We start from the raw sequence: 25,099 nt of genomic DNA on the forward strand, positions 1-25,099 counted from the left end.
GGAATAGCCGAATCGGTCGTCGGATTCGACGAGGCGCGAGTTCCTAACAGCAACCGTTCACCTCGACACACGGAAGCCCGCCGGTGGATTCGACCCAGCAGACCTCCATCCTACCGCCGCCGATCTCGCCGCACGGGTAGTTCTGGTGGCAGGTACAGTCCGGACACATGTCCGCCGCTCCGACGGCAACACGCTCGGGACCGTGACCTGGTGCGTACAACAGCGTGACGTCGTCCCCATCCGGTTCGAACGTGGCGTACGCGAGGTCGCGTTCGGGCTGGACGTAGAGCGTCAGGACGCCATCGTCCGTCGGCGTTTTCGTTCCGAACAGCCTCCGTTGGCCGATCTCGTCGTCGATGGACAGGCCGAACGTGCCGCGACCCGCCCGACCGCCGTGGATAGCCGCGACGTCCATGTCGAGCGCGGACGCGGACGCCGTCTCGACCAGCCCTGCGTCGGAGAGCTCCGTCAACAACTGTCCGGCAAGATCCTCGTAGATCCGTTCGACGTCGAGACGCTCGACGGGCAGCGGCCGGATCGTTCTCCGCGCCGCGCTGGTTGCTGCGCCGGATCCGCTGGCCGCTCCGAACGCCGTTACGGCCGTTCCCGTCGCACCGAGCCGTTTAAGCACCGATCGCCTGTCGACGGATATGTCATTCTGTGACATACACACAATAGTCAATGGATATTGTATATTAATATTTTGGTTGCCGATAGCACGGTTCGGCTCGAATACCGCCGACGTGACGCTGGATCGGCCGGTCAGTTCCGTATCCGTCGATCGGTTTCGTGTCGACTGTCGCGACGAGGTGACAGCACCTTCATAAACCCGTATTGTATTATCGAAAGTATGGTTGTAGACCCCGTTGATGGGGCGCCATCAGCGACCACCCCGTTCCCCGCGATCGTCGGGCAGGAAGAACTGAAACGGGCGCTGGTGACCATCGCGACGAACGATGCACTCGACGGACTGCTCGTCCAGGGAGAGAAGGGAACCGCGAAATCGACGGCGGTCAGGGGACTCGTCGATCTGCTCCCGCAGCAGCGGGCCGTCGCCGACTGTCCGTACGGCTGCCCGCCCGACGACCCCGACCGCCAGTGTGCGGACTGTCGGTCACGCCAGCCGAGCGAGTTGCCGACCGAAAACCGACCGGTGCCCCTCGTGACGCTCCCCCTCGGCGCGACACGCGAGCGTGTCGTCGGAACGCTCTCGGTCGCCGACGCGCTCGATGGCGAGGCCACCTTCGATCCCGGTCTCCTCGCCCGGGCGAATCGCGGCATCCTCTACGTCGACGAGGTCAATCTCCTCGACGACCACCTGGTCGACGTCCTGCTCGACGCGGCCGCCGACGGCGTCAACCGCATCGAACGCGACGGAGTGAGCGTCGCCCACCCCGCCGACTTCACCCTCGTCGGGACGATGAATCCCGAGGAAGGCGATCTCCGCCCCCAGCTCCGGGATCGGTTCGCGCTCCAGGCGACCGTCGTCGGCTGTCGCGACCCGGCCGATCGCGTCGCCGTCATCGACCGCGCTCTCGATCGCGACGGCGATCCGGACGCGTTCGCCCGCGACTACGAGGCCGAGACGGCCGCCATCGAGGCACGGATTCGCGAGGCGCGCGAGCGCCTGCCCGACGTCGACCTTCCGCCGGAATTCACGCGCGACATCGCCGATCTCTGTCTCGACGCCGGTATCGACGGTCATCGCGGGGACATCGCCATCGCTCGCACCGCCCGAACGCTCGCGGCGCTTGCCGGCCGGCACAGGGTTATCGAACCGGACGTCGCGGACGCCGCCCGACTGGCGCTTCCCCACCGGATGCGGAGCCAGCCCTTCGACGACGCGCCCGATCCGGAGGCCGTCCTCGACGCACACTTCGACGATCACGCCGACGAGAACGGGACCGACGACCCTGACGAGGATGGAGCCGGCGGCGACCGTGGCAGGTCTGACGCCGGCGACGGAGGCACGTGTGAGGCCGACAGCGACCGGGACGGGGAGCCCGGTGACGGCCGGGAACCCAGTGACGACCGCGGCGGGGGGAGCGCTTCCGAGCCCGAAGAGCGCGGAGATGACGACACGACGCAGGGAAACAGGCCCGACACCGCCCGAAGTCGCGCGGACGACGAATCGCGTGGCGAGAGCGACGCAACCAGGGGCGGCGCGACCCAGCAGGGACCTGCGGAGACTGCTGGAACGGAGAAAGATGCCGTCGGACGAAACGACGAATCAGACGATCCCGACCGCGGCGTCGAGGAGGAACCGGCGACGCCGCTGGTTCCGGGACAGCGCCGGAGCGAGATTGGCGACGCGACGCGTCCACCCGTCGAGGACGGAGACGTGACGACCACCACGGGAGACGGAGATCGCACCCGAATACGGCCGTCCGAGACCGGTCGGGGCGCTCGCGTCAGAACCGAGCGAGCACGCGTGGGCGACTCGGTCGACGCGGCCGCATCGATCCGTGCGGCTGCAGCGAACGGACACGCGACTCCAGAGCGGGACGATCTTCGGACCGCGGTGCGCCACGAGCGTGCGGGGACGACGATCGTCTTCGTCGTCGACGCCAGTGCCTCGATGCAATCAGCGATGGCGGCCGCGAAGGGGACCGTCATGTCGCTGCTCCAGGACGCGTACGAGCACCGCGAGCAGGTGGCGTTCATCGCCGTCGCTGGTGATGCCGCCGAAGTCGTCCTGCCGCCGACCGACAGCGTCGCGCTCGCCGCACGCCATCTAAAGGAACTCCCCGCTGGCGATCGAACACCGCTTCCCTCAGGTCTCGACGCCGCTGCCCGCCTCGCCGATCACAACGACGCGACGGCGACCCGCGTGGTCGTCGTGTCCGACGGCAAGGCGACCGTCGCCGAGGGAAGTCCAACGGACGAGGTGCGCCGTAGCGCACGCCGTTTGAAAGCGGCCGGGGCCGACGTCCTCGTCGTCGACGCAAGCGACCGCGGAGATCGAGCGGGACTCCTCGAAATCCTCGTCTCGGAAACCGGCGGGCGGCGTATCCCGCTCTCGGCGCTCGCCGTATCGCAGGTGACCGGATCTGCGACCGATGCCCCCGAGTGACAGCGGGCCACCGAACCAGACTGCGACCGGCTCGTAATCTGCGGCCATCTCCACGCCGGGCCCGGTCCGAAGCCGGTACAGGTTTATTCGTCGACGCAGAACGGTTCGATAAAATGGACTCCGGGAGTCATCGATCGCCGGTGTCCTTCGAACAGGACGGGGCGATCGTTCGCGTCGGGGACGATATCGAACGGGCAGAACTGCGTATCGAGATCGACGGAGCGTCGGGACTCGAGCCGGCCCTCCCCGACGTATTCCTGTTTCCCGTCGACGAGGCGGTCTCGGTTACCGTCTCTCAGCTGCGCTTAGAGGAGACGTTCGGTCAGACGCTCTGGGATGCAAACGGAAACCAGATCGGAACCATCGCGGACGGAATCAGCGATGTGCCGCGTGGAACGTACTACGCCTCGCTCACCGGCGCGGTGAAGCTCCACCTCCGGATCGAGGACGCCACCCTCTGGGCCGAGGAACATCTGGACGAGACGGGGCGATCAATCGTCGAGATGCGCTTCGAGGAGCCGACGTCGGTGGCCATCGGCGCCCGCTCGCTTCGCTCGCATCCGACGGCGACGATCACGGTTCCCGACGATCCCAGAGCACTCCTCGACGCGCTCCCGTACCTGGCGGCCTCGATCAAGGAACACACCTGTGAGCGGTCCTGGCCGACGATCAGGCAGCACCCGCCGGCGCTCGAACGGGGCGAGCAGCTGGAGGTGCCAACCGAACTCCGGGCGCCGGAGACGGGCATCGAAATCCGCATCCCGCCGACGTACGAGCACTGCTATCGGGTGGCGCCGCTCGCGTTCTACCTCGGAGCAGACGTAAGCGCTGGCGAGTCGCCGGCGTTGGTCCTCGAAAACGGTCACGTCGAACCGCTGAAGACGCGCCGCGCGGACCTGGCCGAACGTGTCGGGGATCTCCTCGACCGATGTCTGTTGCTCGACTCGCTGGTGCGAGAAGCGGGCTACCAGCCGATGGGGAACGCCGAGTACGAGCGGTTGGCCCCGCAGCTTCCGTTCTACCCGCCGAATCTCTACGACCTGCCCCCGGCTGACCAGTTGCTCGAGTACCTGGAGGTGCCACGCGAGGTGCTCGACCCCTTCACCCCGTGCTGGCCGAAGCGCGCCGTGTTGCGCCCGAATCCCGAAGACGTCGCGGTACTCCCCTCGTTGCTTCACGAACTCGCGCGGATCGACGTCGCGCACTCACCCGACGCGATTCCCCCGACGGTCCCGTCCGACTCGACGACTGGAGGGGGCCGTGATCGAGGGGGTGAAAAACGTCGGTCGGATGCGCTACTGACCGCCCACACGTTCCCGGCGCAGGTACCGGGAACGTGCCGGTTGCACCCGGAGGCGATGGAACGGGCACGGACCGTCGAACGTCCCACGCCGGACGGCGCGTCGCTGACGCTCGCGACGGTTGACTCGGCGCGGGCCCGATCGTTCCGACAATTCGCCGACCAGGTTCGCCACGAGACGGCGGTCACGGTCCTCGAACAGCCCACGGCGGCCGCTCTCCGCGACGCGGTCGAGGCGGATCGAACCGCCCTGTACTGTGAGAACCCGACCACCGAAGCGGGGATTCACTGTGCAGACCGGACGCTCCCGTTCGACGAGCTGGGGGCCGTCGGCTCGCCGGTCGTCTGGCTCGCCGACGTCGCGCCCGGCGTAACGGGTGAGGCGCTCGTTTCCGCCGGGGCGATCGCTGGCATCCTTTGCGACGAACCAGCGAACCAGGATGCAGTCTTCGGGGCGCTCGACCAACTGTGCGCCGGGTTCTCGGTCGCCGACGCGGTGTACACGGCCGACGTCGATCGCGCGGTCGACGTCAGGTTCGTCGGCGACGCGTCCGTGACGATCGTCCGGCGCGTGAGCAAAACACCGACGGTCGTCGACGTCCGCTCGGTCGACGAGGACCGCTACGCCTTCACGATCCGGAGTTACCCTACTGACGTCGTCCGGCAGGGCACGGCTGTCAAACCCGTCAGTGCGGAGGACGTCGTCGGCCGGGTACTGGAGGAGTGTAACCACGACGGCTACTGGTTGATCGGCGCGGACGCGAAGCAGGCCCTGCCAATCACGACGGCGGAGGTCGCCTCGCTCGTCGAGAACGACGGGTTCACCGTCCGGCTCGATGGCCGTCTCCTGACCACCGCCGACATCGGCGAGTGCCCGCTCCAGGAAGTCGTACAGGACGGACCGTAGCCGGGAGCGATCACACCACTCGGCCCACGTGCAACGCGTACGCTCCGAGCGTCCCCTCGTCGTCGTGGTACGCGATCGGTTCCTCGATGGCTGCGAGGAACTGGCCGTCTGTCGATGCCGCCGTGACGATTCCCTCCGTCGGACTCGCCGCGACGGCACCGGTCGTGATATCGAGTACTCGGATCGCGTGTGTCGCCGGGTCCCGGTCCCGGAAGTGCTGAGCGGAGGGGAGCACGACCGTCGAGCCGGCGGCGGCGAGTTCGGTGACGAAGCCGCCGGTGGAAGCCCGGAACTGCGGCGCGTCAGTGTCGCCGTCGACGTGATAGCCGAAAGCCGTATGCTCGCCAGGGTGGCGCCCCGCTATCTCGCGAGCATCTCGCGCGTACGTGTTGCCGGTGACGAACACGACCCGACCGTCGTGGGCGTACGCGTGCGTCGGATAGGCGTAGAGCGTCTGGTCTCCCACCCGGTGTTCGGTCGCGAGTTCGACCCGGGAACGCTCACTCCCGGACCCGGTCGCGTCCACAGCCCCATCCGAATCGAACAGGTAGCCGCAGTAGTCGCCGTGGCTGGCCGCGACGAGCGCACCGGTTTCACGATCGAAAGTGACGTCGCCGACCCGCCTCTCCCCCTCGGTCCCGGGATCCCAGTCCCAGACGACCGACCCCGAGGCTGCCTCGAGGACGACTAGGCCATGCTGGTGGTCGCCGCCACAGCGGTTGTAGGCCACGGCGAGGTGGTCGCCAGCCGCGTCGCGATCGATCGCGATCACGGAGGCGTCGGTCTCGTCGCGCCACCGGACCGCACCGTCGGCATCGAACCGCAAAATAGCGCTGTGCCAGCGACGATCCTGCCCGTCGTGCTCGTACCGGCGAACGGCCGCGACACAGCCGCCGTCCCCGTCGTCGACGACGGCCACGACGTACGGCCAGTGGAACACGCTGTCCGAACTCGCCTCGCCGACGTCGGCGACTCCCTCGTACGACCAGTTCGTCGTCCCGTCGGCGCGGTCGAGTGCGGCGATTCGCCCTCTGTCGCCACGGCAGCCGACGACGAGTGCGTCATCGACAGCGGCGACGGTGACGGGATGGCCCGCAATCGAGCGTCGCCACCGTTCGGTGAGCGCGCACTCGTCGGAACCGCCATCGACATCGAACGCGACGATCTCGCCGTTCCAGGTGCAAGCGACGACCAGGCCGTCGTGAACGCAGACGCCGGATCGGCGCCACATGTGGCGACTCCGTGCGGGTTCGATCTGACCGAGGGGCGTGATCGCGTCCAGCGCCGGTGGCCCTGGCCCGTCGGTCGTCGATTCCACGCTCCCGGCGTCGCTCCTATCGACCCCTGTCATGGTCACTCCTCGGTCGGGAACGCCTCGTGCAGGGTATGATGCGTCTCGCCGAGGTCGGAGAGAAGGCCGTCGGTCCGTTCGCGAAGCCGGCGAAGCCGTTGTTCGGCGTCACGGACGGCGACGAGGCGGCCACGAAGGTACGCCCCCTCGGGATCAGTCGGGTCGACCGTCGAGGCGTCTTCTTCGAGGTCGACGAGCGCCGCGTCGAGATGGCGCTGGATGTCGTCGATGGTGCCGGCGGACGCCAGCGCCGCGATGGGGCCGTTCTCGTCGAGCGCGTCGCCGATCTCGGCTTCGGCGTGGCGTTTGACGGTTTCGTCGACGGTGCCGTTTACGTTCATCAGTGCGAGTCGAAGTGCTTCGAGTTCAGCGCAAGCCATTGGTGTTGTATCGTGTTTTTCGGTCTACAGCGTCTGCTGGACCAGATCGGAGACGATGCGATCCCGTTCGAGGTGGGACGAAACGATGCGTTCGGCGTCGTCGGGGGTCACTCCACCGTACCAGATCCCGTCGGGGTAGACGGCGACGATCGGCCCCTCGCCGCACTGATCGAGACAGGAACTGCGAGTGAGGTGGACGTCACAGCCATCGGCGTCGCGTGCCGCCTGCCGGAGGCGCTCTAGTACCGTGGTGGCGCCCGCCGCGGCGCAGGTCTGGTTGGTACAGACCGCGACGTGGTGGGCCGGCGCGTCGTGGACGTGTGGCTCGTCGTCGACGCGGTCCCGATCGGCGTGTTCGGCCTGATGGACGAGCGAGCGCAACGTCGCGCGGGCGCCGCCCCGATCGTCCTCGTACCCCTGGAGTTCGACCTTGTACTTGCACGTATCACAGGCCATCTCGACGCTGTCGGTTCGGGCCTCGCGGACGCGATCCGCGAGTACCGTCACGATTCGGTCGTCGGTGCCAAGCGGGTCGCCCGCCGCCGCGGCGACGTAGGGGGAGGATGCGTCGAAGTCCGCGGTTCGCTCTCGCACCCGCCGGGTCAACACGCCGTCGCCGAGCATGTAGGGAAGGACGACGACCGCGTCCGGTCGATCCTTCGCGACGGCGTGGAGCGCGTCCTGGGTTCGGGGGGTCGTCACCCCGACGAAGGCCGTCTCGACCCGCGTGAACGACCGGCCCTCGTAGAGCAGCCGGGCGAGTTTGGAGGCGTCCGCGTTGGCATCGGGATCGCTCGATCCCCGCGCACAGAGGACGACCGCGACGTCGTCTCCAGCCCGATCGACGCCCAGCTCGGCTTCGACCGATCGCACCCGGTCGTCGAGCAGATCGACGAGCGCGGGGTGAACCCCGAGGTGAGCGCCGTAGTGAATCGTCAGGTCGTCGTGGCGGGCGCGAGCGGTCTGGACGGAAAGCGCCACGTCGCTCTTGGTGTGGCTCGCACCGAACAGCGCGAGCGGGACGACCGACAGGTGCTCGCAGGCCGGTGTGAGCCCCTCGATGGCGTCTGGGATCGAGGGTTCCGCGAGTTCGAGGTAGGCGGCATCGACCGGCACGCCCAGACGCTCTTCGAGGCTCACCGCGACCTCGCGGACCTGCTCGTTCGAGCGCTCGCGCCGGGAGCCGTGGCCGACCACGAGGACGGCGTCGGTCGCGAGCGCGTCGGCAGCGAACTCGCCTTCGGCGTCGAGTGACCGGTCCTCCGCTCCGATGCCTCGCCGCTTCGCTTCGGGTTCGAGCCCTCGATCGCCGTCCCCGGTTTCCAGCGCTCGATGCTCGTCCGCGGCGGGAGCGGGTTCACCGTCGGTCATGCGTTCTCGGCCCGTTCGAGACTGCGCCGGAGTTTCCGTCGCCGACTCGGCGCGTACAGTCCCGTCGCCTCGCTCTCGCCGTAGACCCACCTGCCGAAATCGGGGGCGGCCGCGTCCGAGAGGCCGAACCAGTAGCCGCCGGACGACGTCTCGGCGATCTCACCCGTCGGCGCGTCGACTGGACAGGCGGCTAGCGCGTCGTCGACGGTTTCGAGTACCTTGCGGTCGTCGTGGACGAACGAGATTCCCACGGTGTCACTCGAGGACTTGTAGCAGACCGTCCCGCAGCCTTCGAGCAGGCCCCGGAGGAGCGCTCGGTCGTGAGCGGCGAACGCGGCGAATCGGTAGTTCCCGCGGCCGTCGACGGGCATCCCGAGGGACCCGCTCGGGCCGTCGCAGACCGAGCCGTCGATCGAGACCGCGTACTCGTCCTCGGTTCGGGTGATCGAGGCGTCGTGAGCGTACTCGCGGGTCACCGTCTCGCAATCGAGATCGGCGGACTCGCCGCCGGCGATGGCCGCGAGGGTTGCGGCCGACGCCTCGTCGTTCGCCACGACCTCGATCCCGTCCGCCGTGACCGTCCCGCTGGCGGCGACGTGACCCCAGAAGTACGCCGTGGCGGGATGACCGGCCAGGAGGTCCGACGGTCGCTCGCACGCCAATGGCGATGCGTCGGTCATTCGTCTACCTCGGTCGGTTGTTCGTCCACACCGATCGTCGGGTCGTCCACGTCGCGGACCTCGATCGCACCCGTGGGACACGCCGCAGCCGCCTGTCTGGCCGCCGCGAGTCGCTCGTCGTCGAACGTGGCGACGACCCGATCGTCGTCGACGGCGACGGTCTCCTCGCCCGTCGCGTCGTAAATCGGATCCGCGTCGGGGTCGATCGTCGCCAAACCATCGTCGGCCTCGACGAACCGCGGATCGCGGGTGAGGCAGGCGAAGATACCGTCGCAGGCTTCCTTTTCCAGGGTAACAACGTATTCAGTCATGGTGTGTCCTGCTCGAGTCCTCAGTAGTCGTACTTCGTCTCGTAGCCACGCGGGGTGACCATCCGGTCGTCCCAGACGTACGTGTCCTCGGTGCCGACGACGATCGTGGTGGTCATGTCCACGAGTTCGCTCTCGCCCAACTCCTCGAGTTCCGCGAGTTCGGTGATCATCACCTGCTCGTCCTCGCGACCGGCGCCGTGGACGATCCCGACGGGCGTCTCGGGCTCGCGGTGGGTGAGCAGGATCTCACAGGCCTTCTCGAAGTTCGCCCGGCGCTTGCGGCTCCAGGGGTTGTAGATCGTGATCGCGAAGTTCTCGCTCGCGACCGCGTGCAGTCGCGACTCGATCTCGGGCATCGGCACGAGGTGGTCCGACAGCGAGATCGAGACCGTGTCGTTCACGAGCGGTGCGCCGAGGCGGGCCGCACAGGATTGCGCCGCGGGGACCCCCGGCACCACGTCGAAGTCGACCATCGAGGCCGTCGCTCCCTTCGACTCGAGGATCTCCAATGCCAGTCCCGCCAGCGCGTAGACGTTCGGGTCGCCGCTGCCGACGATGGCGACGTCGTTGCCCGCGAGCGCGCGGTCGATCGACTCCTCGGTCCGGGAGACCTCGCCGCACATCGGCGTGTCGTAGATGTCGTCGGCCGCCTCGGTGATCTCGTCCGGGATAAGTTCGATGTAGGTCGTGTAGCCCACGATGTGGTCGGCCTCGAACAGCGCCGTCTTCGCCCGGTCGGTCATCCCCTCGGGGTGGCCGGGCCCGAGACCGACCGCGACCAGTTGGCCGGGCTCGGCATCGAAGTCCTCGATCGTCGCGCCGACCTCCTTCTCGGTGCTGCCCGAGTCGTTGGCGGTCGAGGCCCCGCATTTCGAGCCGCTCGATGACGAGGACGAACTCGAGGAGCCGCCGCACGTCGAGCCCGAGTCGGCGCTCTCGGTCTCGGGTTCGGTACTGGCGCTCGAGCCGCCGCATTTGGAAGTCGGTTCGGCGTCTGCGTCTGCGTTGGTATCCGTACTCATGGGTTCGTGTCTGTCAGTTTCAGAAGTCGTCGACGTCACGCCCGCCGCGCGGGGTGACGAGGTACGTTCGGTCGTCGTTGCGCCAGGTCTCGGTCTCGTGGGTGCCGATGATCAGCGAGGTACCCATCCCAGACACCTTGTCGTCGTGGTCGGCGGCCTCGCCGAGTGTCGTAATGAACTGGCTCTCGCCGTTCCGGCCCGCATCGGCTCGGCCAGCGTCGTTGACGATCGCCACGCGGGCGTCGTCGGTTCGCTCCTCGCGGACGATATCGACCGCTTTCTCGTAGTTGCGCCAGCAGTTGTAGAGGACGATCACGAAGTCCGAGATCGCGGCCGCTCGGAGCTTCTCCTCGATCTCGTCCCAGCCGCGCCACTTGTCCGACAGCGAAACCGTACAGAAGTCGTTGCACAGCGGCGCGCCGACGTTGGCCGCGCCGCCCAGCGCCGCCGTCATGCCGGGGACGATCTCGATCGGCACGTCCGTCGCGTCCTCCTCCTCGGCCATTTTGAAGACGAGGTCGGACTTGCCGTAGACGGAGGGGTCGCCGCCGGAGACGTGGGCCACGTCTTTCCCTTCTCGGACGTGATCGAACGCCGCCCGGGTGAGTTCGATCTGGCGGCCCATCGTCGAGCGGACGATCTCCTGCTCGAAGCCGTCCTCGCGGTCGCCTTCGGCTCGCGCTTCGGTGCTTTCCTCACGGACCGCGATGCCGTCCTCGTCCGTTTCTTCTTCCGGCAGTAGAGTGCCGTCGTCGCGCAGGAACTCCTGGTAGAGACTCGAGGCGATGACGACCTCCGAGGACTCGATGACCTCCTTCGCTCGCTTGGTCATGTGGTCGGGCAGGCCGGGACCGATGCCGACAACGTAGAGAGTGCCGTGGTCGTCGGGGGTGCCGCCGGCGGCGTCCGCGGTCGCGTCCATCTCGGTGGCCTCGGCGTCCGAACTCATCGACCGATCGCCACCGTGACCTCGTTTTCGTAGCTGAGCTTCTCGAGGACCAGTTCCTGCTCAGCCCCGCCCGCGATCGCGGAGGCCTCGGAAACGCCGGGCCAGCCGATCAACTCCTTCGATTTCGAGGGGGTCGGCCCCTCGTGGGCCAGCAGCGTCTCCTTGTCGAAGGTGACCACGCCGAGATCGAGTTCCTGGGCCGCCTCGAGCAAGCCCTCCTCGTCTTCCTTCCGGGTCGCGGTGGCGACGAACTCGACGTTCTCGAGGTCGTAGTCGGTTTGCTCGAGGGCTTCCTCCCACGCGGCGAGGAAGGCCTCCTTGTCCGCACCCGAGACGCTGCCGGTGCCAAGTACGACGCCGTCGTCTTTGTTGCGCTTGAGGACGGTGACATCGTCGCCGACAAGGACGGCTTTGGGGCCGTCGAGTCGGGCGACGGGCCCGAGTTCGTCGTCCAGCACGGCGAGGTTAGTCTTGACCGTCGAGTCGCCGTTGACGACGTGGGTGTCCATCGCCTTCGCCTTGGACTCGACACCCTGCTTCCCGGCGGCCTCGCTGGCGGTGGTCATCGCCGGGACGGCGCCCATCGTCGCCAGATCCTGGGCCACCTGATTGGCCCCGTGGTGGCCGCCCGTGATCGGGATGGCCCACGTCAGCTCCTCGTCGACGACGCAGATCGCGGGATCGTCCCACTTGTCGTCGAGCAGGTTCGCCGTCTTCCGCATCGCGATCCCCGAGGCCATGAGGCCGATGAAGCAGTCGTACTCGCCCCAGTGCTCCTCGAAGACGTCGCCGTGGTACTCGATGATGTCGATCGCCTCGTAGCGATCGCCGATCTCGGCTTTGATCTCCTCGGCGGTGTCCATCTTCCGGCCGAAGGAGATGATCGCAATCTCCTCGGCGACTTCGCCGTCCGAGTCCGCCGTCGAACAGTGTGCGCCGCCGGAGTCCGATCCCGAATCGTCGTTCGCGTTGTCAGCGTTGTCCGTACTCATGAGTCAGTCGTCTCCCGCTTGCGTTTCCGTTTCGTTCGTCTGTGTGTCCGCGTCGCTCGAGCCCGAGCCCCGATTCGCCCAGTCGCCGTAGAGGTAGGATCGTTCGTATCCCGCGCCGGTCACCGCGTCGCCGATGACGACCAGTGCCGACGCTCGATACCCTGCTTCCTCCACCTTCTCCGCGATGTCGTCGATAGACCCCACGATCACATCCTCGTCCGGCCAGGAGGCGTGGTAGATCACCGCGACCGGCGTTTCGGGGTCGTGGTCGTCCTCGAGCAGACGGTCCATCGTGTCGCGGACCGCGTGGGTCCCGAGATAGATGCAGGTCGTCACGTCGCCCATCTCCACGAAGTCGGAGATGTGGTCCTCCTCCGGGCTCAGGGTCTTGCCCTGCGGCCGGGTGAACGCGACGTGGTTCGAGACCTCGTTGAGTGTCAGCTGGGTCCGCAGCGTCGCACTGGCCGCGAAAGCCGACGTGACGCCCGGCACGAAGTAGGTCGGCACGCCCTCGTGTTCCAGCGCGTCCATCTGCTCCAGGGCGGCCCCGTAGACCGCGGGATCGCCGCTGTGTAGGCGGACGACCTCGTCACCGTCTTCGTAGGCGTCCCGCATCAGCGGAATAAGCTCCTCCAGGTCCTTTCCGACCGAATTCACGAGTTTCGCGTGGTCGCAATACTCGTCCAACAGCTCGCTGTTGACCAGCGAACCCGCGTGGACGACGAGGTCGGCCGTCTCGAGCAGTTCCTTCCCCGCAACGGTCAACAAGCGCGGGTTGCCGGGGCCGGCGCCGACGAAGGGAATCCCAACCTGTTCGTCGCCGGCGCTGTGCTCGAAGATCCGGTCGTCGAGTTCCTCGCCGCGGCGCCGGCCCTGCGAGTCGATCGCGGCCTGCGGGTCGTTCGGCGCGCTAGCGTCGCTCATCGGTGTCCCCCACAGTCGCCTCCCCCACGGCCGTCGGCGCGCTCGAGGGCAACCAGTTCGTCGCCCCCGTCCGCGATCGGTTCACCGCTCGTCGCCGATCCGTCGTCGCCCCCGCTCTCGGTCGAAGCGCCGTCCGACTCGCCGTCGGTCAGGAACGCCGCCGTCGCTTGCTCGACCTCGAAGCTCTCCTTCTCGGCGTAGGCGAGCGTGTAGTAGTCGCGCTCGGCGAGATCGGCGGGATCGTCGGTGACGATCGTCTCGCCGTGCTCCATGAAGAGTCGCCGCCCGAAGCGGACCTCGTAGCCCGCGTCGGTGAGTTTCTCGTGGGTCGTCGGGGCGTCGGTGACCTTGAACAGAATCAGTCGATCGGGTCCCGTCGGCGCCGCGCCGTCGGCGGCCTCCCGAAGCGCGAGTCCGGTCCCGGCCGCGATCTCGACGCCCAGCGCCGTCGCGAACGCGGTCATCGCGCTCACGCCCGGAACGACGTCGAGCGCGACGTCGGGGTGGAAGGCCTCGAGCGTCCGACGGAGGTGGCCGAACGTCGAGTAGACGTTCGGATCGCCCAGCGTGACGAAGGCGACGTCGGCCTCGCGAGCCCGTGCGGCGACGACCTCGGCGGCTTCCGTCCAGGCTGCCCGGAGTCGGTCGGGGTCGCGAGTCATCGGGAACTCGAGATCGCCGATCGTGGCCTCGTCGACGTACTCCGTCGCGACCGACCGCGAGAGGCGACCGGGCGAGTAGACGGTCTCGACCGATTCGAGGACCGCACGCCCTCGGACGGTTACCAGGTCGGCGTCGCCGGGACCCAGGCCGACGCCGTAGACGGTCGGCGTGTCAGGGTCCGAACCCGTCGCCGGTTCCGAACCCGAGATGGCCGGCGTCACGCCAGCCCCTCCGCGTCACGACGGCCGACGACGATGTACACGGGATTGTTCGCGTCGAAGCTCGTCGCGCCGGCGAGTTCGTAGCCGTGGCTCACCTGCACCTGCAGGACGTCCTCGAGGAGGTCGCGTTCGCGGAAGGCTTCGACGACCTCGCCGGCGATCTCGAGCCTGGAGACGTTCATCACGACGCGGTCGACGCCGGTCTCGACGGCGTGGTCGAGCACGGCCTCGAAGTTGCGGCTCCCGCCGACGAACATCGCGTCCGCGTCGTCGGGGAGCCCCGCCGGCGCTTCGGCTTCGCGCAGTCGAACGTCGGCGTCGTACTCGTTCGCCGCGAGATTCTGCTCGGTCACCGTGAGGCGTTCTGGCTTGCGCTCGATCGCGGTCACGCGTTCGGCCCGACGAGCCAGTTCGATGGTGACCGCGCCGGTACACGAACCGACGTCGACGACGTGATCCGTGGGCCGGACCGCGAGTTGCTGAGCGGTCACGGCCCGTACCGCCGGTTTCGTCGGCCCGGCTCTCGCGTCGTGTGGGAGGGTAACCTGTTCCATCGTCCGGACTGTCTTCGCGATCCAATAAAACAATTGTGCTTGGACTATTGCATTCTAACTTTCAACCAGGGCGGTCGCGACGCCAGAGGCAGGGTGTGCGACACCGACGGGACGGCGATCGGCGGTTTGACGGGACCCGAAACTCCCACCGACGGGACACCGATCGGCGACATTCTCACGCGGGGTCGAACGGGACGAGTGCCGATTCGACCGCGTCTCGAATCGCGGCTACGTCGCCGACGATCGCCGTCGCGGGTGGCGCCACGTCGGATTCGTCGGCCCGATCGACGATCGTCGCCAGCGTCCCGCGGACGACGTGCTGGTCCACCCAGGTGGCCTTCTGGACGAGCGCGACGGGTTTCTCCGCGCTCACGCCGTGGGACCGCAACGCGGCCACGTTGCGCTCGAGCGTTCGTACGCCCATCAGCACGACGAGGGTCCCGCCACGGTCGACGTCGGCGGCAATGGCCTCCCAGTCGAGCGCGCTCGTCTCCTTGTCCGGCGTCTCGTGGCCGGTGATGACGGTGAATCGCGACGCGACGTCGCGGTGGGTCAGCGGGATGCCGGCGATGCCGGGCGCCCCGAGGACGCTCGACACGCCGGGGACAATCTGGAACGGCACGTCGTGCGCGGCGAGGTGCTGGGCCTCCTCGCCGCCGCGGCCGAAGACGAACGGATCGCCGCCCTTCAGTCGGACGACGGCCTCGTCGTCTCTCGCCCGCGAGACGAGGCGATCGTTGATCGTCGACTGTGGCGTTTTCGCCGACGCGCGCTTGCCGACGTCGACGATCTCGGCAGCGTCGGGGAGCCGGTCGATCATCGCTTCCCGGACGAGTGCATCGTGGAAGATGACGTCGGCCGTCTCGATCGCCCACCGGGCTCTGATCGTCAACAGGTCGGGATCGCCCGGTCCCGCCCCGATCAGGGAGACGGTGCCGGGCGTGGCGCGCCCGCGTGCCGGGATCGTCCGCTCGGCCGCGTAGTCGAATGGGGGACAGGTCGTCGCGTCGTCGCGATTCGATCCCCCGGCGTCGTCGGGTCGACGCGCCAGCCAGTCGGGTGGGTCCTCGAGCATCGGTCAGGCGGTCGGGAGCGACGCAGCGTCGGTTTCGAGTCGATCGGTCCCCGCGTTCCCGGCGCGGCGGTGGAACCACGCGAAGCAGCCGGCGAGACACGCCCAGAGTGCGGCCTGACTCAGGACGGTGGCCCCCTGCACGGCAGTGACGAGGTCCCCCGCGATCGCCGGTTGCGTGACGATCGACGGGGCGAGCGTCGCAGCGGCGATGACGACGACCGCGATCGGGAGCGACGCCAGCGCGATCGCACGATAGCGCCCGCCGGCTGCCAGTCGACGGTAGCCGGCGAGCGAGAGGCCCGAGGCGAGTGCGCCAGCGGCGACCAGTCCGGCGTAGGTCGCCAGCCTGGCGTCGATCCCGAGACTCGCCTCGGCGCCGGGAACCATCGGCGGCAAGACGAGCCACGGCAGGAGGGATACCGAGAAGAACCCGGCCGCGGCGAGCGTCAGCGCCTTCCCGACGACATCGCCCGGCAGCGCCGGCTCGAACAGGTAGTACGCGATGGCGAACGTACCGGCCAGCAGGATCGCCCACAGCACACCGCTCCCGGCGCTGACGATCGCGGCCGTCGTCTCCGAGACGGCTTCGGCGTGCTCGTGCCCGTGAGCGCCGCCCGCTTCGTGAGCGTGTCCGTGCCCGGCCTCGCCCCCGTGGGCGTGGTCGGAGTCGTGGCCGCCGCCGAGTCCGTGGACAGCGCCCAGCAACGGGGAGGCGACGAGGACGATGTACAGTCCGTACGCGACGCCGGCGACCAGCCCCGCCGCCACGCCGCGTTTCAGGTAGTCGGCGAGCATCAGTGGCAGGTGATCCCGGCTGCGTGCCGGAAGTCGTGGAGGGAGTCGTGCACGAGCGGTTCCTGGACGAACACCAGCGCGAACGCGATGGCGGCCCCGAACGCGAGCAGGGCGGCCAGTTGTCCCGGTGTCATCGTCTCTTGGGCGATCCGAACGCGGTTTCGGACGGTGTCCGATTCGGCGACAGTCATGAAATCTGATTTGGTATACTGAAAGCTAAGTTGTAAAGGTTGCGGTGGGAGCCTCTGGCTACCACGCCGGCACCCCGACGACCCACTGGAACAGAACGACGCAATCGTCGAACAGACCGGAGACGGCAAAAAATATATCCTGGACGGACGAACGCCCAGAAGACGCGATGGATCGCAGTCCCAACTCACCCGTTACTATCGAACGGGACGGCTCGACCGTTCGCGTGGGGGACGAGATCGAACGTGCCGAAGTGCGAATCGAGGTCGACGGGGAACCGGCCCTCGAGCCAGCGATGCCGGACCTGTTCTTGTTTCCCATCGACGACGCAGTCTCCGTCACCGTCTCCCGGATGCGGTTGCAGGGAACGGTCGGGCGAACGCTCTGGGACGGGAACGGGACACCGGTGGCCGAACTCTCCGACGGCCGAAACGAGGTTCCGAACGGGACGTACTACGCCTCGATCACCGGAACGGTAAAGATTCACCTCCGGATCGAGAACGCAGCGGTCAGCGCCGAACAGCACATCGACGACGATCAGGCGATCGTCGATCTGCGCTTCGACGAGCCCACGATAGTAGCGATCGGCGCCCGCTCACTCCGCTCGCATCCGACGGCGACGATCACGGTTCCCGACGACCCCGAAACCCTCCTCGAAGCCCTCCCCTACCTGGCCACCTCGATCAAGGAGTTCACCTGCGAGCGCTCCTGGCCCACGCTCAGACAGCACCCGCCAGCGATCGAGCGCGGGGACGAGCTAGACGTGCCGCCGGAGCTCCGAATCCCGGAAACCGGCGTGGAGATCCGCATTCCCCCGACGTACGAACACTGCTACCAGGTGGCGCCGCTGGCGTTCTACCTCGGCGCCGAGCTCACCCCAGCTGACACCCCCGCGCTCGTCCTCGAGAACGGCCACGTCGAACCGCTCGTCACCGAGCGCGCCGGCGTCGACGAGCGCGTTGCCGACATCCTCTCCCGGTGTCTGCTGCTCGACTCGCTCGTGAGAGCTGGCGGTTACCAGTCACTGGAGAAGGCCGAGTACGACCAGCTGGCACCGCAACTGCCGTTCTACCCGCCGAACCTCTACGACCTTCCGCTCGCCGATCAATTGCTCGAGTACCTCGACGTGTCCCGCGACGTGCTCTCACCGTTCCTGGCGCGCTGGCCGAAGCGCGCCGTGTTGCGCCCGGAACCAGAAGATGTCGCGGTGCTTCCGTCGCTGCTTCACGAACTCGCGCGGATCGACGTCGCCCGATCCGTCGAGTGCGTTCCCCCGACGATTCCGGCCGGCGAGAGCCCAGCCGCCGAGGGCGACTCGGCCAGCGGCGTGAGACGACCCGGCGCACTGCTGAGCGCGCACACGTTCTCCGACGCCACGCCGGGAACCTGCCGCCTGCACCCGGACGCGATGGAGCGCGGACAGCGTCTCGAACGCACCACGACCGACTCCGCCCACCTCACGCTCGTGACGGCCGACGCGGACCGGGGACGAGCGTTCCGTCGGTTCGCCGAGCGCACCGACGAGACGGTGATCTCGGTCCTCGAACAGCCCACGGCGGCCGCCCTCCACGACGCGCTCGAAGCTGATCGAACCGCCCTGTACTGTGAGAACCCGACCACCGAAGCGGGGATTCGCTGTGCAGACCGGACGCTCCCGTTCGACGAGCTGGGGGCCGTCGGCTCGCCGGTCGTCTGGCTCGCCGAGACCTCGCCCGGGCCGATCGGTGACGCACTCGTCGCTGCCGGAGCGATCGCGGTCGTGCTCACCGACGGCGCGCCGAGTCCGGCCGCGGTTCGGGCCACCCTCACCCAGTTGCTCGCCGGCTTCTCGGTCGCGGACGCGGCGTACACGGCCGGCCTCGATCGCGAAGTCGATCTCCGATTCGTCGGCGACGCGTCCGTGACGGTCGTCCGCCAGGTGAGTAATTCGCCGACGATCGTCGATCTCACCGCGACCGAGACCGACCGGTATACCGCCACGATCCGCTATTACCCCACCGACGTCATGCGACAGGGATCGGTCGCGAAGACCAGCACCGGAGACAGCGTCCTCACCCGACCGTACGAGGAGTCCGCCCGCGACGGGTACTGGCTGGTCGGCGCCGATGCGGAGCAAGAACTTCCGGTCACGCCGGGGGAAGCCGCAGCGTTCGTCGACGACGACGGAGTCACCGTCCGGCTCGACAACCGTTTACTGACCACGACGGACGACGAAGCGCTCCAGAGGCCGACGCTCACCCGGAGAACGGGCGAGAACAGCGGTTGACACGCTCGACATAGGGAATCGTTCCAGGTCGCGGCGTCTCGCGACACCGACGGAAAATTGGTGTACGGGCCTCCGTGGCCGTTACAGAACTGTTCCTGAAAGTGGTCACCGCAGAATCACACGGCAGCGGTGACCGACCTCACCCGTCTACCGACTCACTCCCCCGCCGCGCACGGGCTTTCACCTGCTCCAAGAATTCGGACAGATTCATCGCAGCCACACAGTGCTCACAGCAATGTCGCACGGAGTCAGCGTACTTTGCCGACAGCGGCTCCGGCGGTGTGACGTCGATCCGGAAGAGAAATTGCGGGGCCGCGTTGCGATCGCACCGGTAGCACTCGCGGTCCGGAGCCGGCTCGCCGGCGCTGTCGTCGACGGTACTCATCCGAGCTCCCACCGTAGCCTGGACGACCTACCAGGGGACCACGGTACCCACCCTCCAGAATCTAAAGTATTCGACGGATAGCGATACGACTCCCTAGCCAACGGGCGTGCGAGACCTTTTTGTCTCGAAGGCGTGTTTCGGAACATGGCTAACGAAAACCCTCATGGGGGTTTCGGAAGCCACGTCCCGGGTGTCATCACCACCCGGGGCACTTTCGTACCCATGCGGACGCGGCTTCCGTATGGCCAGTTGACGTGAATTGTATTATAGTTACTGTTTAGACAGTGGAATCAATAGTTCTCGGGAGGAGATAGAAAACGAGTCGGCCGCCTTCAGCGCGGAGGCATGTGGCCGGATTGACCCGATGGCGAGACGGTCTCACTCGCTTCGCTCACGGTTACACCGTTCGCATCGCGGTTGGCACTTCGCTCCGAACCGCGCTTCGCTCGTGAGCGTGCGACTCGCGTGCTTCAAATCCCGGATCTTGCTCACTGCTGCCATCAGCGTTCGCTCGGAGCGACCGCTCCTCGCGAGGTGAGTGCCAGTAATCAGAGCCTAGGCCGGGATTTGAACCCGGGCTCTCGTCCTTACCAAGGACGCGCTTTACCGCTAAGCTACCCAGGCGCGCAAGTCAGTGTTGCTTGGAGGTAGGTAAATCCGTTTCGATCCTGAGCGCCGCGGCGTCGTGTGGTTTGGTCACACCCGGGAGGGACCAGTGACGATCCAACGGCCTACTCGACGCCTTCAGTGACGTGATCCGCGGCGCCGCCGTCGCTGGCGAGGCCGTCGACTGTGGTGGCGTCGCTCGTGTGCAGCCAGCGCTCCGCCGGTGGGAGCGTGGTATCGGCTCGATCGGCGAGGGTGGCCGCGAGGTCGGAAAGCGCCGGTGCCGGCGGTTTGGAGACAGCCGCGGCACCCGTCTCGACGGCCAATTCGAGGACGTCGCGTTCGAGGCGGGCGTCGATCGCGCCGGGGTCGGCGGCGTCGCGGCGGGTCGTCTGGTCGCGACCGAAGGCCTGAATCGTCTCGACGGCGCGATCGGCGGCGTCGGTGCGCGACAGGATTGAGAAGCCGCGCGCGACGAGCACGTCGGCGGCGACGATCGCGAGGTCCGCGTCGGCATCCGCTTCGACAGTGACATCGGTGTCCGCGTGGGTGTCGGCATCGTCGCCTGCATGGGTTTCGACGCCACCATCGACCTCGGATTCGGCGTCGGACCACGGCGTCACGTGGGCCAGCTCCCGGGTGAGCGCCAGTCCGTCGTAGATCAACTGGGTGCCCGCGGCGAGTTCGCGAACGGCCGCGAGGTCGGCGCTCGGATCGGCCGCAAGCGCACTCTCGACGGTGAGAACGGCGGGCGTCAGTGCGTTCGCGTCGATCTCGTCGTAGAGCCGACGTCGCAGCGGCGGTGGCGACACGTCGGCCACAGCCTCGCGGACAGTTCGTCGGCACCGGGCGACCCGATCCATCATCCAGCCGTTGCGCCGGCGGACGCAAAGACCTTTGGAAAGTGCCCAGAGGAACGACGTATGATCGAAACTGCCGAAGCCGATACGGGGGTGGTGCGGGTTGTCCTGAACCGACCGGCGGCGCGCAACGCGCTCACGCCCGCGGGGCTCGAAGCGCTCGCGAGCGCCGTCGAAACGGCCGACGAACGCGAAGACGTCGCCGTCGTCGCCCTCCAGGGGGCCGGCGAGGCGTTCTGCGCCGGTGCGGATCTCGACGCGGTCGCCGAACTCGACCGCGAGACGGGCGCGGACTTCGCCCGACTGGGCCAGCGCGTCGCGCGGACGATCGAAGATTGCGAGACGCCCGTCGTCGCCGCGATCGACGGCCCGGCGATGGGCGGCGGCCTCGAGCTCGCGCTAGCCTGTGACCTCAGAGTCACCACCCCGCGATCCACCTTCGGCGAACCCGGCGTCACCTTCGGTCTCTTCGGCGCGTGGGGTGGCACCGTCAGGCTCCCACGCATCGTCGGCGAGGGCAACGCCATGGATCTCGCGCTGTCCGGGCGGACGATCGACGCCGAGACGGCCCGCCGGATGGGGTTGGTCAGTCGTCTCGTCGATGATCCGATGGCGGTCCCAACACAGCTCGCGACGAATCCATCGGGGACGATGGCACGCCTCGCCGACCGCATTCGTGATTGTGACGCTCTCTCCACGCAAGAACAGCGGGAAGCAGTCGCATTCGGTGAGTCCGTCGAGCGCCACCGGGACGACGTTCGAGCGCTTCGCGAGTGACGGCGAAGACGTGAGCCTGCTCCTCCCTGGCGTTCCAGGTATCTGACAATCGTCTCACTCGATCGGTTCGGGCGCCGGCGGCGCCGATCGCTTGTGTTCGCTCGCCTCGTACAGCGCGCGAACGTGCTCGACGGTCTCTTCGTCGACGTCGAGCTCGCGCGCCGTCGCCGCGACCGAGAGGGGGCCGTCGACGTGGGTCGCCAGGATGGCGTCGAGCGTGTCGTAGGTGAGCCCCAGTTCCTCCTCGTCTGTCTGACCCGCCCAGAGTTCCGCGGTCGGCGTCTTCTCGACGAGGGCGTCCGGGACGCCGACGTGACTGGCGAGCTGGCGTACCTGGGCCTTGTAGAGGTTCCCGATCGGGTGGCAGTCGACGGCGCCGTCGCCGTACTTGGTGAAGTAGCCGACGGCGGCCTCGCTGCGGTTGCCGGTACCCAGCACCAGCCGGTTCTCGTGATTCGCGACGAGGTAGTTGAACACCGCTCGCACGCGAGCGCGGGCGTTGCCGACCGCCCGATGGTCGCCCTCGGCTTCGGGATAGGCCGAGAGGAGGGCGTCCACGACGGGTTCGACTTCGAAGACGTCGTAGGGCAGTTCCAGATCCTGGGCAACGCGTTCGGCGTCGCTCATGTGCTCGTCGGCGCTGACGCGGGCGGGCAAGACGAGCCCGTGGACGTTCTCGGATCCCAGTGCCTCCGTCGCCAGGTACGCGGTGAGTGTGCTGTCGATCCCACCGGAGAGGCCGAGGACGGCGCCGTCGACGCCCGCGGCGTCGACCTGATCGCGAACGAAACCGACGATGTGTTCCCGCCGCGTCTCGAGTTCGTCCGCGGCGAATCGAAGATCGATCATGGCCGCCCATTACCCGGCAGCGACCAAATAGCCTCGGTCAGTGCGAAATCCGTGGACAAGTGTCCGATAAGGAAACATACCTCGACAGTCCTATAGTGAACGTTCAGTTTTCGATGTACTTCAGCCACATTCGCAAAGCAACCGCTCAGATCGGCACGTGATCCGAGGTGGATCGGAGCCGCCGTCCACTCACCTCGGTACGGCAGTGAAGGTACCCACCGCCAAATTTGGTACTCTTGTTTCGCTCCGAACACCGAAACTGAGGTTGAACGCAACGGTTGTGGATCGGATGACAAGCAAAACGATGAACGATCAGTCGTCGGCGCCATCGTTGGCCGTCACGTGAATCTCCCGGGTCACCGCATCGTCCGCACACGCCACACGGATCGGGAACGTGACGTCCCGCTCGACGGGGTAGGTCGCGTAGCCGAGTTCGATCGTCGTCGACTCGTTCCAGTCCAGCGTTACTGACTGGCTGTCGACCACCTCGTCGCCGACGACGAGGCGGACGCCCTGGGTGTTCGGTCCGACCATCATCATGTCGCCGACGTTCGCGACCGAGACCGTCGCCGTGAATCGGTCGCCGGCGGTCACAGGGGCGTTGGTCTCGACGAGTTCGAGCGCGAACGGCTGGCGGACGGATGGCCCGTCGCTGGTGGCCCCCTCGCCGAGTCGACCGTCCGCACAGATTGGATACGCCACGGTCGGATACCCGTACTGGATCCAGTGGGGTGCCTCGTCGAGCGAAAGCGTCGTCGTGTCCGATTCGCCCTCGATCTCGTGAACGGCGACGACGGTGTAGTTTCGTCCCTCGACCCAGACGAGGCGCTCCAGGTCGCCCGCGTCGTCGAGCGCGTCCGCGACGATCTCCACGGAATCGGCGACGCCGATCGTCTCGTCGGGGCCGGGCCTCGTCGACAGCGAGTCGATCCGCGGCGGGTCGCGGCCGTCTTCGGCCGCCGTCACTGCCCACTCGACGGTCGTCCCGTCGTGACTGGCGCGTATCGTATACGACCCTGATTCCTCGAAGCGAGCCGATCTGGTGGCGTTTCCGGTCGCGTACGAAAGGTCGAGGAGGGGACCGCCGGACAGGTCACCGAGGGCCCAGTCGACGTCGACCGGATCGACGCCGTCTGGGACGGCGACCTCGAACAACATCGCCGAGTTCAGCGTCACGGTGACCTCCTCCGACGAACCCACCCGTTCGATCGACTGCAACGGAGGGCCACCGGCGCGATCCGACCCGACCGCGCCGGCGCCGCCGATCCCCGCGGCACCGATACAGGAGAGATAGTCTCTACGACGCATGACCTCGTCTCCTACGCGCAGCACCAATGGGTTTCGCAGTCGACAATTTGGCTGACGGTCACGCCATCGGACCGATCGTCGCGGAAGCGGTTCGTTCAAGAGGGATGACCGCCATACGTCGACGTGGAAGCGCGCCAGTGGTGAGCAAATCCGCCGGATTTGCGATCCTCGGGGCACGAGGAACGAAGTGACGTGTGCGCCGGTGGTCCAGTGGTAGGACATTAGCTTCCCAAGCTAATAGCCCGGGTTCAATTCCCGGCCGGCGCATCCTGCGACGAACGAACGTGAGGAGCGGATGCGCTATCGAGGGAATTGAAAGAGACCAGTCGCAGCCCGCGCAGCGAAGCGAGCAGGAACGTCTGGGCGTGGTTCAATTCCCGGCCGGCCATTCTGGGACGCGCCCGGTCGTTCCATCCACGAGCAGTCGTGAAAACACCACTCTCACAGCGGCTGGGCAAGAGACGGAGACCAAGCGACGCCGAGCGGTCACCGTGTCGAGCGGAAGAGAAGAATCTCGGGGACGGTGCGCCGGCTGCCGAGCGGCCTCACTCGAGCAGGCCGAGGTCCTCGAGCCGGGAGACGATCTTGTCGACGGCGTGTTCGGCGTCGACGGGTCGCTTGCCGCCGGTGATGACGAGCTTGCCGGAGCCGAACAGCAGCGCGACGACTTCTGGCTCGTCGAGGCGGTAGACGAGGCCGGGGAACTGCTCGGGTTCGTACTCGATGTTCTCCAGGCCGAGCCCGATCGCGATCGCGTTCAGGTTGAGGTTGCGCCCGAGGTCGGCCGAGGTGACGATGTTCTGGACGACGATTTCGGGGTCTTCGTTGACCTGAATCTGGAGCTCGCGCAGCTTGTCGAAGACGATGCGGAGACTCTCGTGGACGTCGTCGGTGCTCTTGGCGCCGGTACAGACGATCTTCCCGGAGCGGAAGATGAGTGCAGCGGACTTGGGATTCTGGGTGCGGTAGACGAGACCGGGGAACTGCTCGGGGTCGTAGTCGGCCCCCTCGAGGTCCATCGCGACGCTCTGGAGGTCGAGTTCCTGCCCGATACCGGTCGACGCCACCACGTTCTCGATGTTGATGGTGTCCTTCGGATCCGTCATTGGTCGCTTAAAAAGACGTATTTAACCTTTATAAAGGTTGGTACCGCTCACTGATTAGTCAGCGTTGGCGACCGAATTCGAAAAGCGTGGATCGAACCGACAGGCGCTATCGCGGCGTTTTCGGCGGGTTCCGCAGCGACGTCGAAACTGGTGAATCGAGGGTGTGCTCGGAGAAAGCGGTACGC

The 25,099-nt window shown here is 67.3% G+C and carries 24 protein-coding genes and 2 tRNA genes; 5 read left to right on the forward strand and 21 right to left on the reverse strand.

Annotated elements, in window-relative coordinates; genetic code table 11:
* Positions 1-43 precede the first annotated feature (43 nt).
* Entirely contained in the window at positions 44-667 is a 624-nt protein-coding gene (locus tag C479_RS06375; RefSeq protein ID WP_152415826.1) for a hypothetical protein, read from the reverse strand.
* Positions 668-850: 183 nt separating this feature from the next.
* On the opposite strand from C479_RS06375, the gene C479_RS06380 reads away from it, so the two are divergent.
* Together C479_RS06380 and C479_RS06385 are read left to right on the forward strand one after the other, a co-directional pair.
* The gene (locus C479_RS06380) at positions 851-3,073 is read left to right on the forward strand and encodes a VWA domain-containing protein (protein WP_007699622.1); all 2,223 of its coding nucleotides are present in this window, start codon (positions 851-853) and stop codon (positions 3,071-3,073) included.
* Between the two features lie 113 nt (positions 3,074-3,186).
* Positions 3,187-5,280, forward strand: coding sequence for a hypothetical protein (locus C479_RS06385; RefSeq protein ID WP_007699627.1), 2,094 nt, complete (start codon positions 3,187-3,189; stop codon positions 5,278-5,280).
* 10 nt (positions 5,281-5,290) lie between these two features.
* On the opposite strand, the gene C479_RS06390 is transcribed toward C479_RS06385, so the two are convergent.
* The 14 genes from C479_RS06390 to C479_RS06455 all read right to left on the reverse strand — a co-directional run bounded on the left by C479_RS06390 (position 5,291) and on the right by C479_RS06455 (position 16,759).
* Positions 5,291-6,631, reverse strand: a complete 1,341-nt coding sequence (locus C479_RS06390; RefSeq protein WP_338034091.1) for an outer membrane protein assembly factor BamB family protein — start codon at positions 6,629-6,631, stop codon at positions 5,291-5,293.
* Positions 6,632-6,633: 2 nt separating this feature from the next.
* Positions 6,634-7,011 carry a DUF3209 family protein gene (locus C479_RS06395; RefSeq protein WP_007699639.1) on the reverse strand — a complete coding sequence of 126 codons (378 nt, stop codon included), beginning with the start codon at positions 7,009-7,011 and terminating at the stop codon, positions 6,634-6,636.
* Positions 7,012-7,035: 24 nt separating this feature from the next.
* Complete coding sequence (locus C479_RS06400) at positions 7,036-8,382, reverse strand: CbiX/SirB N-terminal domain-containing protein (RefSeq protein ID WP_007699642.1); 1,347 nt, start codon at positions 8,380-8,382, stop codon at positions 7,036-7,038.
* Positions 8,379-9,062, reverse strand: a complete 684-nt coding sequence (locus tag C479_RS06405; protein WP_007699645.1) for a hypothetical protein — start codon at positions 9,060-9,062, stop codon at positions 8,379-8,381. The genes C479_RS06400 and C479_RS06405 overlap by 4 nt, the downstream gene beginning before the upstream one ends.
* Positions 9,059-9,373 (reverse strand): ferredoxin, encoded by a 315-nt coding sequence (locus C479_RS06410; protein WP_007699649.1) that lies wholly within the window; start codon positions 9,371-9,373, stop codon positions 9,059-9,061. Before C479_RS06410 ends, C479_RS06405 begins: the two co-directional genes overlap by 4 nt.
* 20 nt (positions 9,374-9,393) lie before the next feature.
* Positions 9,394-10,395, reverse strand: a complete 1,002-nt coding sequence (gene cobJ, locus C479_RS06415) for a precorrin-3B C(17)-methyltransferase (RefSeq protein WP_007699652.1) — start codon at positions 10,393-10,395, stop codon at positions 9,394-9,396.
* A gap of 19 nt (positions 10,396-10,414) precedes the next feature.
* Entirely contained in the window at positions 10,415-11,344 is a 930-nt protein-coding gene (locus C479_RS06420) for a precorrin-3B C(17)-methyltransferase (RefSeq protein WP_007699654.1), read from the reverse strand.
* On the reverse strand, positions 11,341-12,336 hold the full coding sequence (gene cbiG / locus C479_RS06425; protein WP_007699656.1) for a cobalt-precorrin 5A hydrolase: 996 nt from the start codon (positions 12,334-12,336) through the stop codon (positions 11,341-11,343). Before cbiG ends, C479_RS06420 begins: the two co-directional genes overlap by 4 nt.
* 3 nt (positions 12,337-12,339) lie before the next feature.
* A complete protein-coding gene (locus tag C479_RS06430) occupies positions 12,340-13,260 on the reverse strand; it encodes a cobalt-precorrin-4/precorrin-4 C(11)-methyltransferase (RefSeq protein WP_007699658.1) in 921 nt (306 codons plus the stop codon).
* Positions 13,257-14,144, reverse strand: coding sequence for a cobalt-factor II C(20)-methyltransferase (locus tag C479_RS06435; protein WP_007699661.1), 888 nt, complete (start codon positions 14,142-14,144; stop codon positions 13,257-13,259). Before C479_RS06435 ends, C479_RS06430 begins: the two co-directional genes overlap by 4 nt.
* A complete protein-coding gene (cbiT, locus tag C479_RS06440) occupies positions 14,141-14,698 on the reverse strand; it encodes a precorrin-6Y C5,15-methyltransferase (decarboxylating) subunit CbiT (RefSeq protein ID WP_007699663.1) in 558 nt (185 codons plus the stop codon). Before cbiT ends, C479_RS06435 begins: the two co-directional genes overlap by 4 nt.
* 175 nt (positions 14,699-14,873) lie before the next feature.
* Positions 14,874-15,773, reverse strand: a complete 900-nt coding sequence (gene cobA / locus C479_RS06445) for a uroporphyrinogen-III C-methyltransferase (RefSeq protein ID WP_007699665.1) — start codon at positions 15,771-15,773, stop codon at positions 14,874-14,876.
* Positions 15,774-15,776: 3 nt separating this feature from the next.
* Positions 15,777-16,568, reverse strand: coding sequence for a CbtA family protein (locus tag C479_RS06450; protein ID WP_007699668.1), 792 nt, complete (start codon positions 16,566-16,568; stop codon positions 15,777-15,779).
* Positions 16,568-16,759 carry a CbtB domain-containing protein gene (locus C479_RS06455; RefSeq protein ID WP_007699670.1) on the reverse strand — a complete coding sequence of 64 codons (192 nt, stop codon included), beginning with the start codon at positions 16,757-16,759 and terminating at the stop codon, positions 16,568-16,570. The genes C479_RS06450 and C479_RS06455 overlap by 1 nt, the downstream gene beginning before the upstream one ends.
* Before the next feature lie 167 nt (positions 16,760-16,926).
* On the opposite strand from C479_RS06455, the gene C479_RS06460 reads away from it, so the two are divergent.
* A complete protein-coding gene (locus C479_RS06460) occupies positions 16,927-19,023 on the forward strand; it encodes a hypothetical protein (RefSeq protein WP_007699672.1) in 2,097 nt (698 codons plus the stop codon).
* Positions 19,024-19,162: 139 nt separating this feature from the next.
* On the opposite strand, the gene C479_RS06465 is transcribed toward C479_RS06460, so the two are convergent.
* From C479_RS06465 to C479_RS06475, 3 genes are all read right to left on the reverse strand, one after another.
* On the reverse strand, positions 19,163-19,408 hold the full coding sequence (locus C479_RS06465) for a hypothetical protein (protein ID WP_007699676.1): 246 nt from the start codon (positions 19,406-19,408) through the stop codon (positions 19,163-19,165).
* 552 nt (positions 19,409-19,960) lie between these two features.
* Positions 19,961-20,032, reverse strand: a tRNA-Thr gene (locus C479_RS06470).
* Positions 20,033-20,139: 107 nt separating this feature from the next.
* A complete protein-coding gene (locus C479_RS06475; protein ID WP_007699679.1) occupies positions 20,140-20,877 on the reverse strand; it encodes a DUF7114 family protein in 738 nt (245 codons plus the stop codon).
* A gap of 60 nt (positions 20,878-20,937) precedes the next feature.
* Here C479_RS06475 and C479_RS06480 point away from each other — a divergent pair, with 60 nt between their 5' ends.
* A complete protein-coding gene (locus C479_RS06480; protein WP_007699683.1) occupies positions 20,938-21,651 on the forward strand; it encodes an enoyl-CoA hydratase/isomerase family protein in 714 nt (237 codons plus the stop codon).
* Positions 21,652-21,705: 54 nt separating this feature from the next.
* Here the strand turns inward: C479_RS06480 and C479_RS06485 are convergent, their stop codons facing one another.
* Positions 21,706-22,500, reverse strand: a complete 795-nt coding sequence (locus C479_RS06485; RefSeq protein WP_007699684.1) for an NAD+ synthase — start codon at positions 22,498-22,500, stop codon at positions 21,706-21,708.
* A 312-nt stretch (positions 22,501-22,812) separates the two neighbouring features.
* The gene (locus C479_RS06490; protein ID WP_049907124.1) at positions 22,813-23,808 is read right to left on the reverse strand and encodes a hypothetical protein; all 996 of its coding nucleotides are present in this window, start codon (positions 23,806-23,808) and stop codon (positions 22,813-22,815) included.
* A gap of 196 nt (positions 23,809-24,004) precedes the next feature.
* Here C479_RS06490 and C479_RS06495 point away from each other — a divergent pair.
* Positions 24,005-24,075 (forward strand) — tRNA-Gly (locus tag C479_RS06495).
* A 278-nt stretch (positions 24,076-24,353) separates the two neighbouring features.
* Here C479_RS06495 and C479_RS06500 read toward each other — a convergent pair.
* The gene (locus tag C479_RS06500; RefSeq protein WP_007699688.1) at positions 24,354-24,914 is read right to left on the reverse strand and encodes a TATA-box-binding protein; all 561 of its coding nucleotides are present in this window, start codon (positions 24,912-24,914) and stop codon (positions 24,354-24,356) included.
* Positions 24,915-25,099: the final 185 nt, after the last annotated feature.

The organism is Halovivax asiaticus JCM 14624, assembly GCF_000337515.1.
Lineage (GTDB): Archaea > Halobacteriota > Halobacteria > Halobacteriales > Natrialbaceae > Halovivax > Halovivax asiaticus.

What these genes read in the sequence shown, in the direction of transcription:
- C479_RS06375 (WP_152415826.1), bottom strand. Translation starts at nt 667, where the DNA reads ATGTCACAGAATGACATATCCGTCGACAGGCGATCGGTGCTTAAACGG.
- C479_RS06380 (WP_007699622.1), top strand. Translation starts at nt 851, where the DNA reads ATGGTTGTAGACCCCGTTGATGGGGCGCCATCAGCGACCACCCCGTTC.
- C479_RS06385 (WP_007699627.1), top strand. Translation starts at nt 3,187, where the DNA reads ATGGACTCCGGGAGTCATCGATCGCCGGTGTCCTTCGAACAGGACGGG.
- C479_RS06390 (WP_338034091.1), bottom strand. Translation starts at nt 6,631, where the DNA reads ATGACAGGGGTCGATAGGAGCGACGCCGGGAGCGTGGAATCGACGACC.
- C479_RS06395 (WP_007699639.1), bottom strand. Translation starts at nt 7,011, where the DNA reads ATGGCTTGCGCTGAACTCGAAGCACTTCGACTCGCACTGATGAACGTA.
- C479_RS06400 (WP_007699642.1), bottom strand. Translation starts at nt 8,382, where the DNA reads ATGACCGACGGTGAACCCGCTCCCGCCGCGGACGAGCATCGAGCGCTG.
- C479_RS06405 (WP_007699645.1), bottom strand. Translation starts at nt 9,062, where the DNA reads ATGACCGACGCATCGCCATTGGCGTGCGAGCGACCGTCGGACCTCCTG.
- C479_RS06410 (WP_007699649.1), bottom strand. Translation starts at nt 9,373, where the DNA reads ATGACTGAATACGTTGTTACCCTGGAAAAGGAAGCCTGCGACGGTATC.
- cobJ (WP_007699652.1), bottom strand. Translation starts at nt 10,395, where the DNA reads ATGAGTACGGATACCAACGCAGACGCAGACGCCGAACCGACTTCCAAA.
- C479_RS06420 (WP_007699654.1), bottom strand. Translation starts at nt 11,344, where the DNA reads ATGAGTTCGGACGCCGAGGCCACCGAGATGGACGCGACCGCGGACGCC.
- cbiG (WP_007699656.1), bottom strand. Translation starts at nt 12,336, where the DNA reads ATGAGTACGGACAACGCTGACAACGCGAACGACGATTCGGGATCGGAC.
- C479_RS06430 (WP_007699658.1), bottom strand. Translation starts at nt 13,260, where the DNA reads ATGAGCGACGCTAGCGCGCCGAACGACCCGCAGGCCGCGATCGACTCG.
- cbiT (WP_007699663.1), bottom strand. Translation starts at nt 14,698, where the DNA reads ATGGAACAGGTTACCCTCCCACACGACGCGAGAGCCGGGCCGACGAAA.
- cobA (WP_007699665.1), bottom strand. Translation starts at nt 15,773, where the DNA reads ATGCTCGAGGACCCACCCGACTGGCTGGCGCGTCGACCCGACGACGCC.
- C479_RS06450 (WP_007699668.1), bottom strand. Translation starts at nt 16,568, where the DNA reads ATGCTCGCCGACTACCTGAAACGCGGCGTGGCGGCGGGGCTGGTCGCC.
- C479_RS06455 (WP_007699670.1), bottom strand. Translation starts at nt 16,759, where the DNA reads ATGACTGTCGCCGAATCGGACACCGTCCGAAACCGCGTTCGGATCGCC.
- C479_RS06460 (WP_007699672.1), top strand. Translation starts at nt 16,927, where the DNA reads ATGGATCGCAGTCCCAACTCACCCGTTACTATCGAACGGGACGGCTCG.
- C479_RS06465 (WP_007699676.1), bottom strand. Translation starts at nt 19,408, where the DNA reads ATGAGTACCGTCGACGACAGCGCCGGCGAGCCGGCTCCGGACCGCGAG.
- C479_RS06475 (WP_007699679.1), bottom strand. Translation starts at nt 20,877, where the DNA reads ATGGATCGGGTCGCCCGGTGCCGACGAACTGTCCGCGAGGCTGTGGCC.
- C479_RS06480 (WP_007699683.1), top strand. Translation starts at nt 20,938, where the DNA reads ATGATCGAAACTGCCGAAGCCGATACGGGGGTGGTGCGGGTTGTCCTG.
- C479_RS06485 (WP_007699684.1), bottom strand. Translation starts at nt 22,500, where the DNA reads ATGATCGATCTTCGATTCGCCGCGGACGAACTCGAGACGCGGCGGGAA.
- C479_RS06490 (WP_049907124.1), bottom strand. Translation starts at nt 23,808, where the DNA reads ATGCGTCGTAGAGACTATCTCTCCTGTATCGGTGCCGCGGGGATCGGC.
- C479_RS06500 (WP_007699688.1), bottom strand. Translation starts at nt 24,914, where the DNA reads ATGACGGATCCGAAGGACACCATCAACATCGAGAACGTGGTGGCGTCG.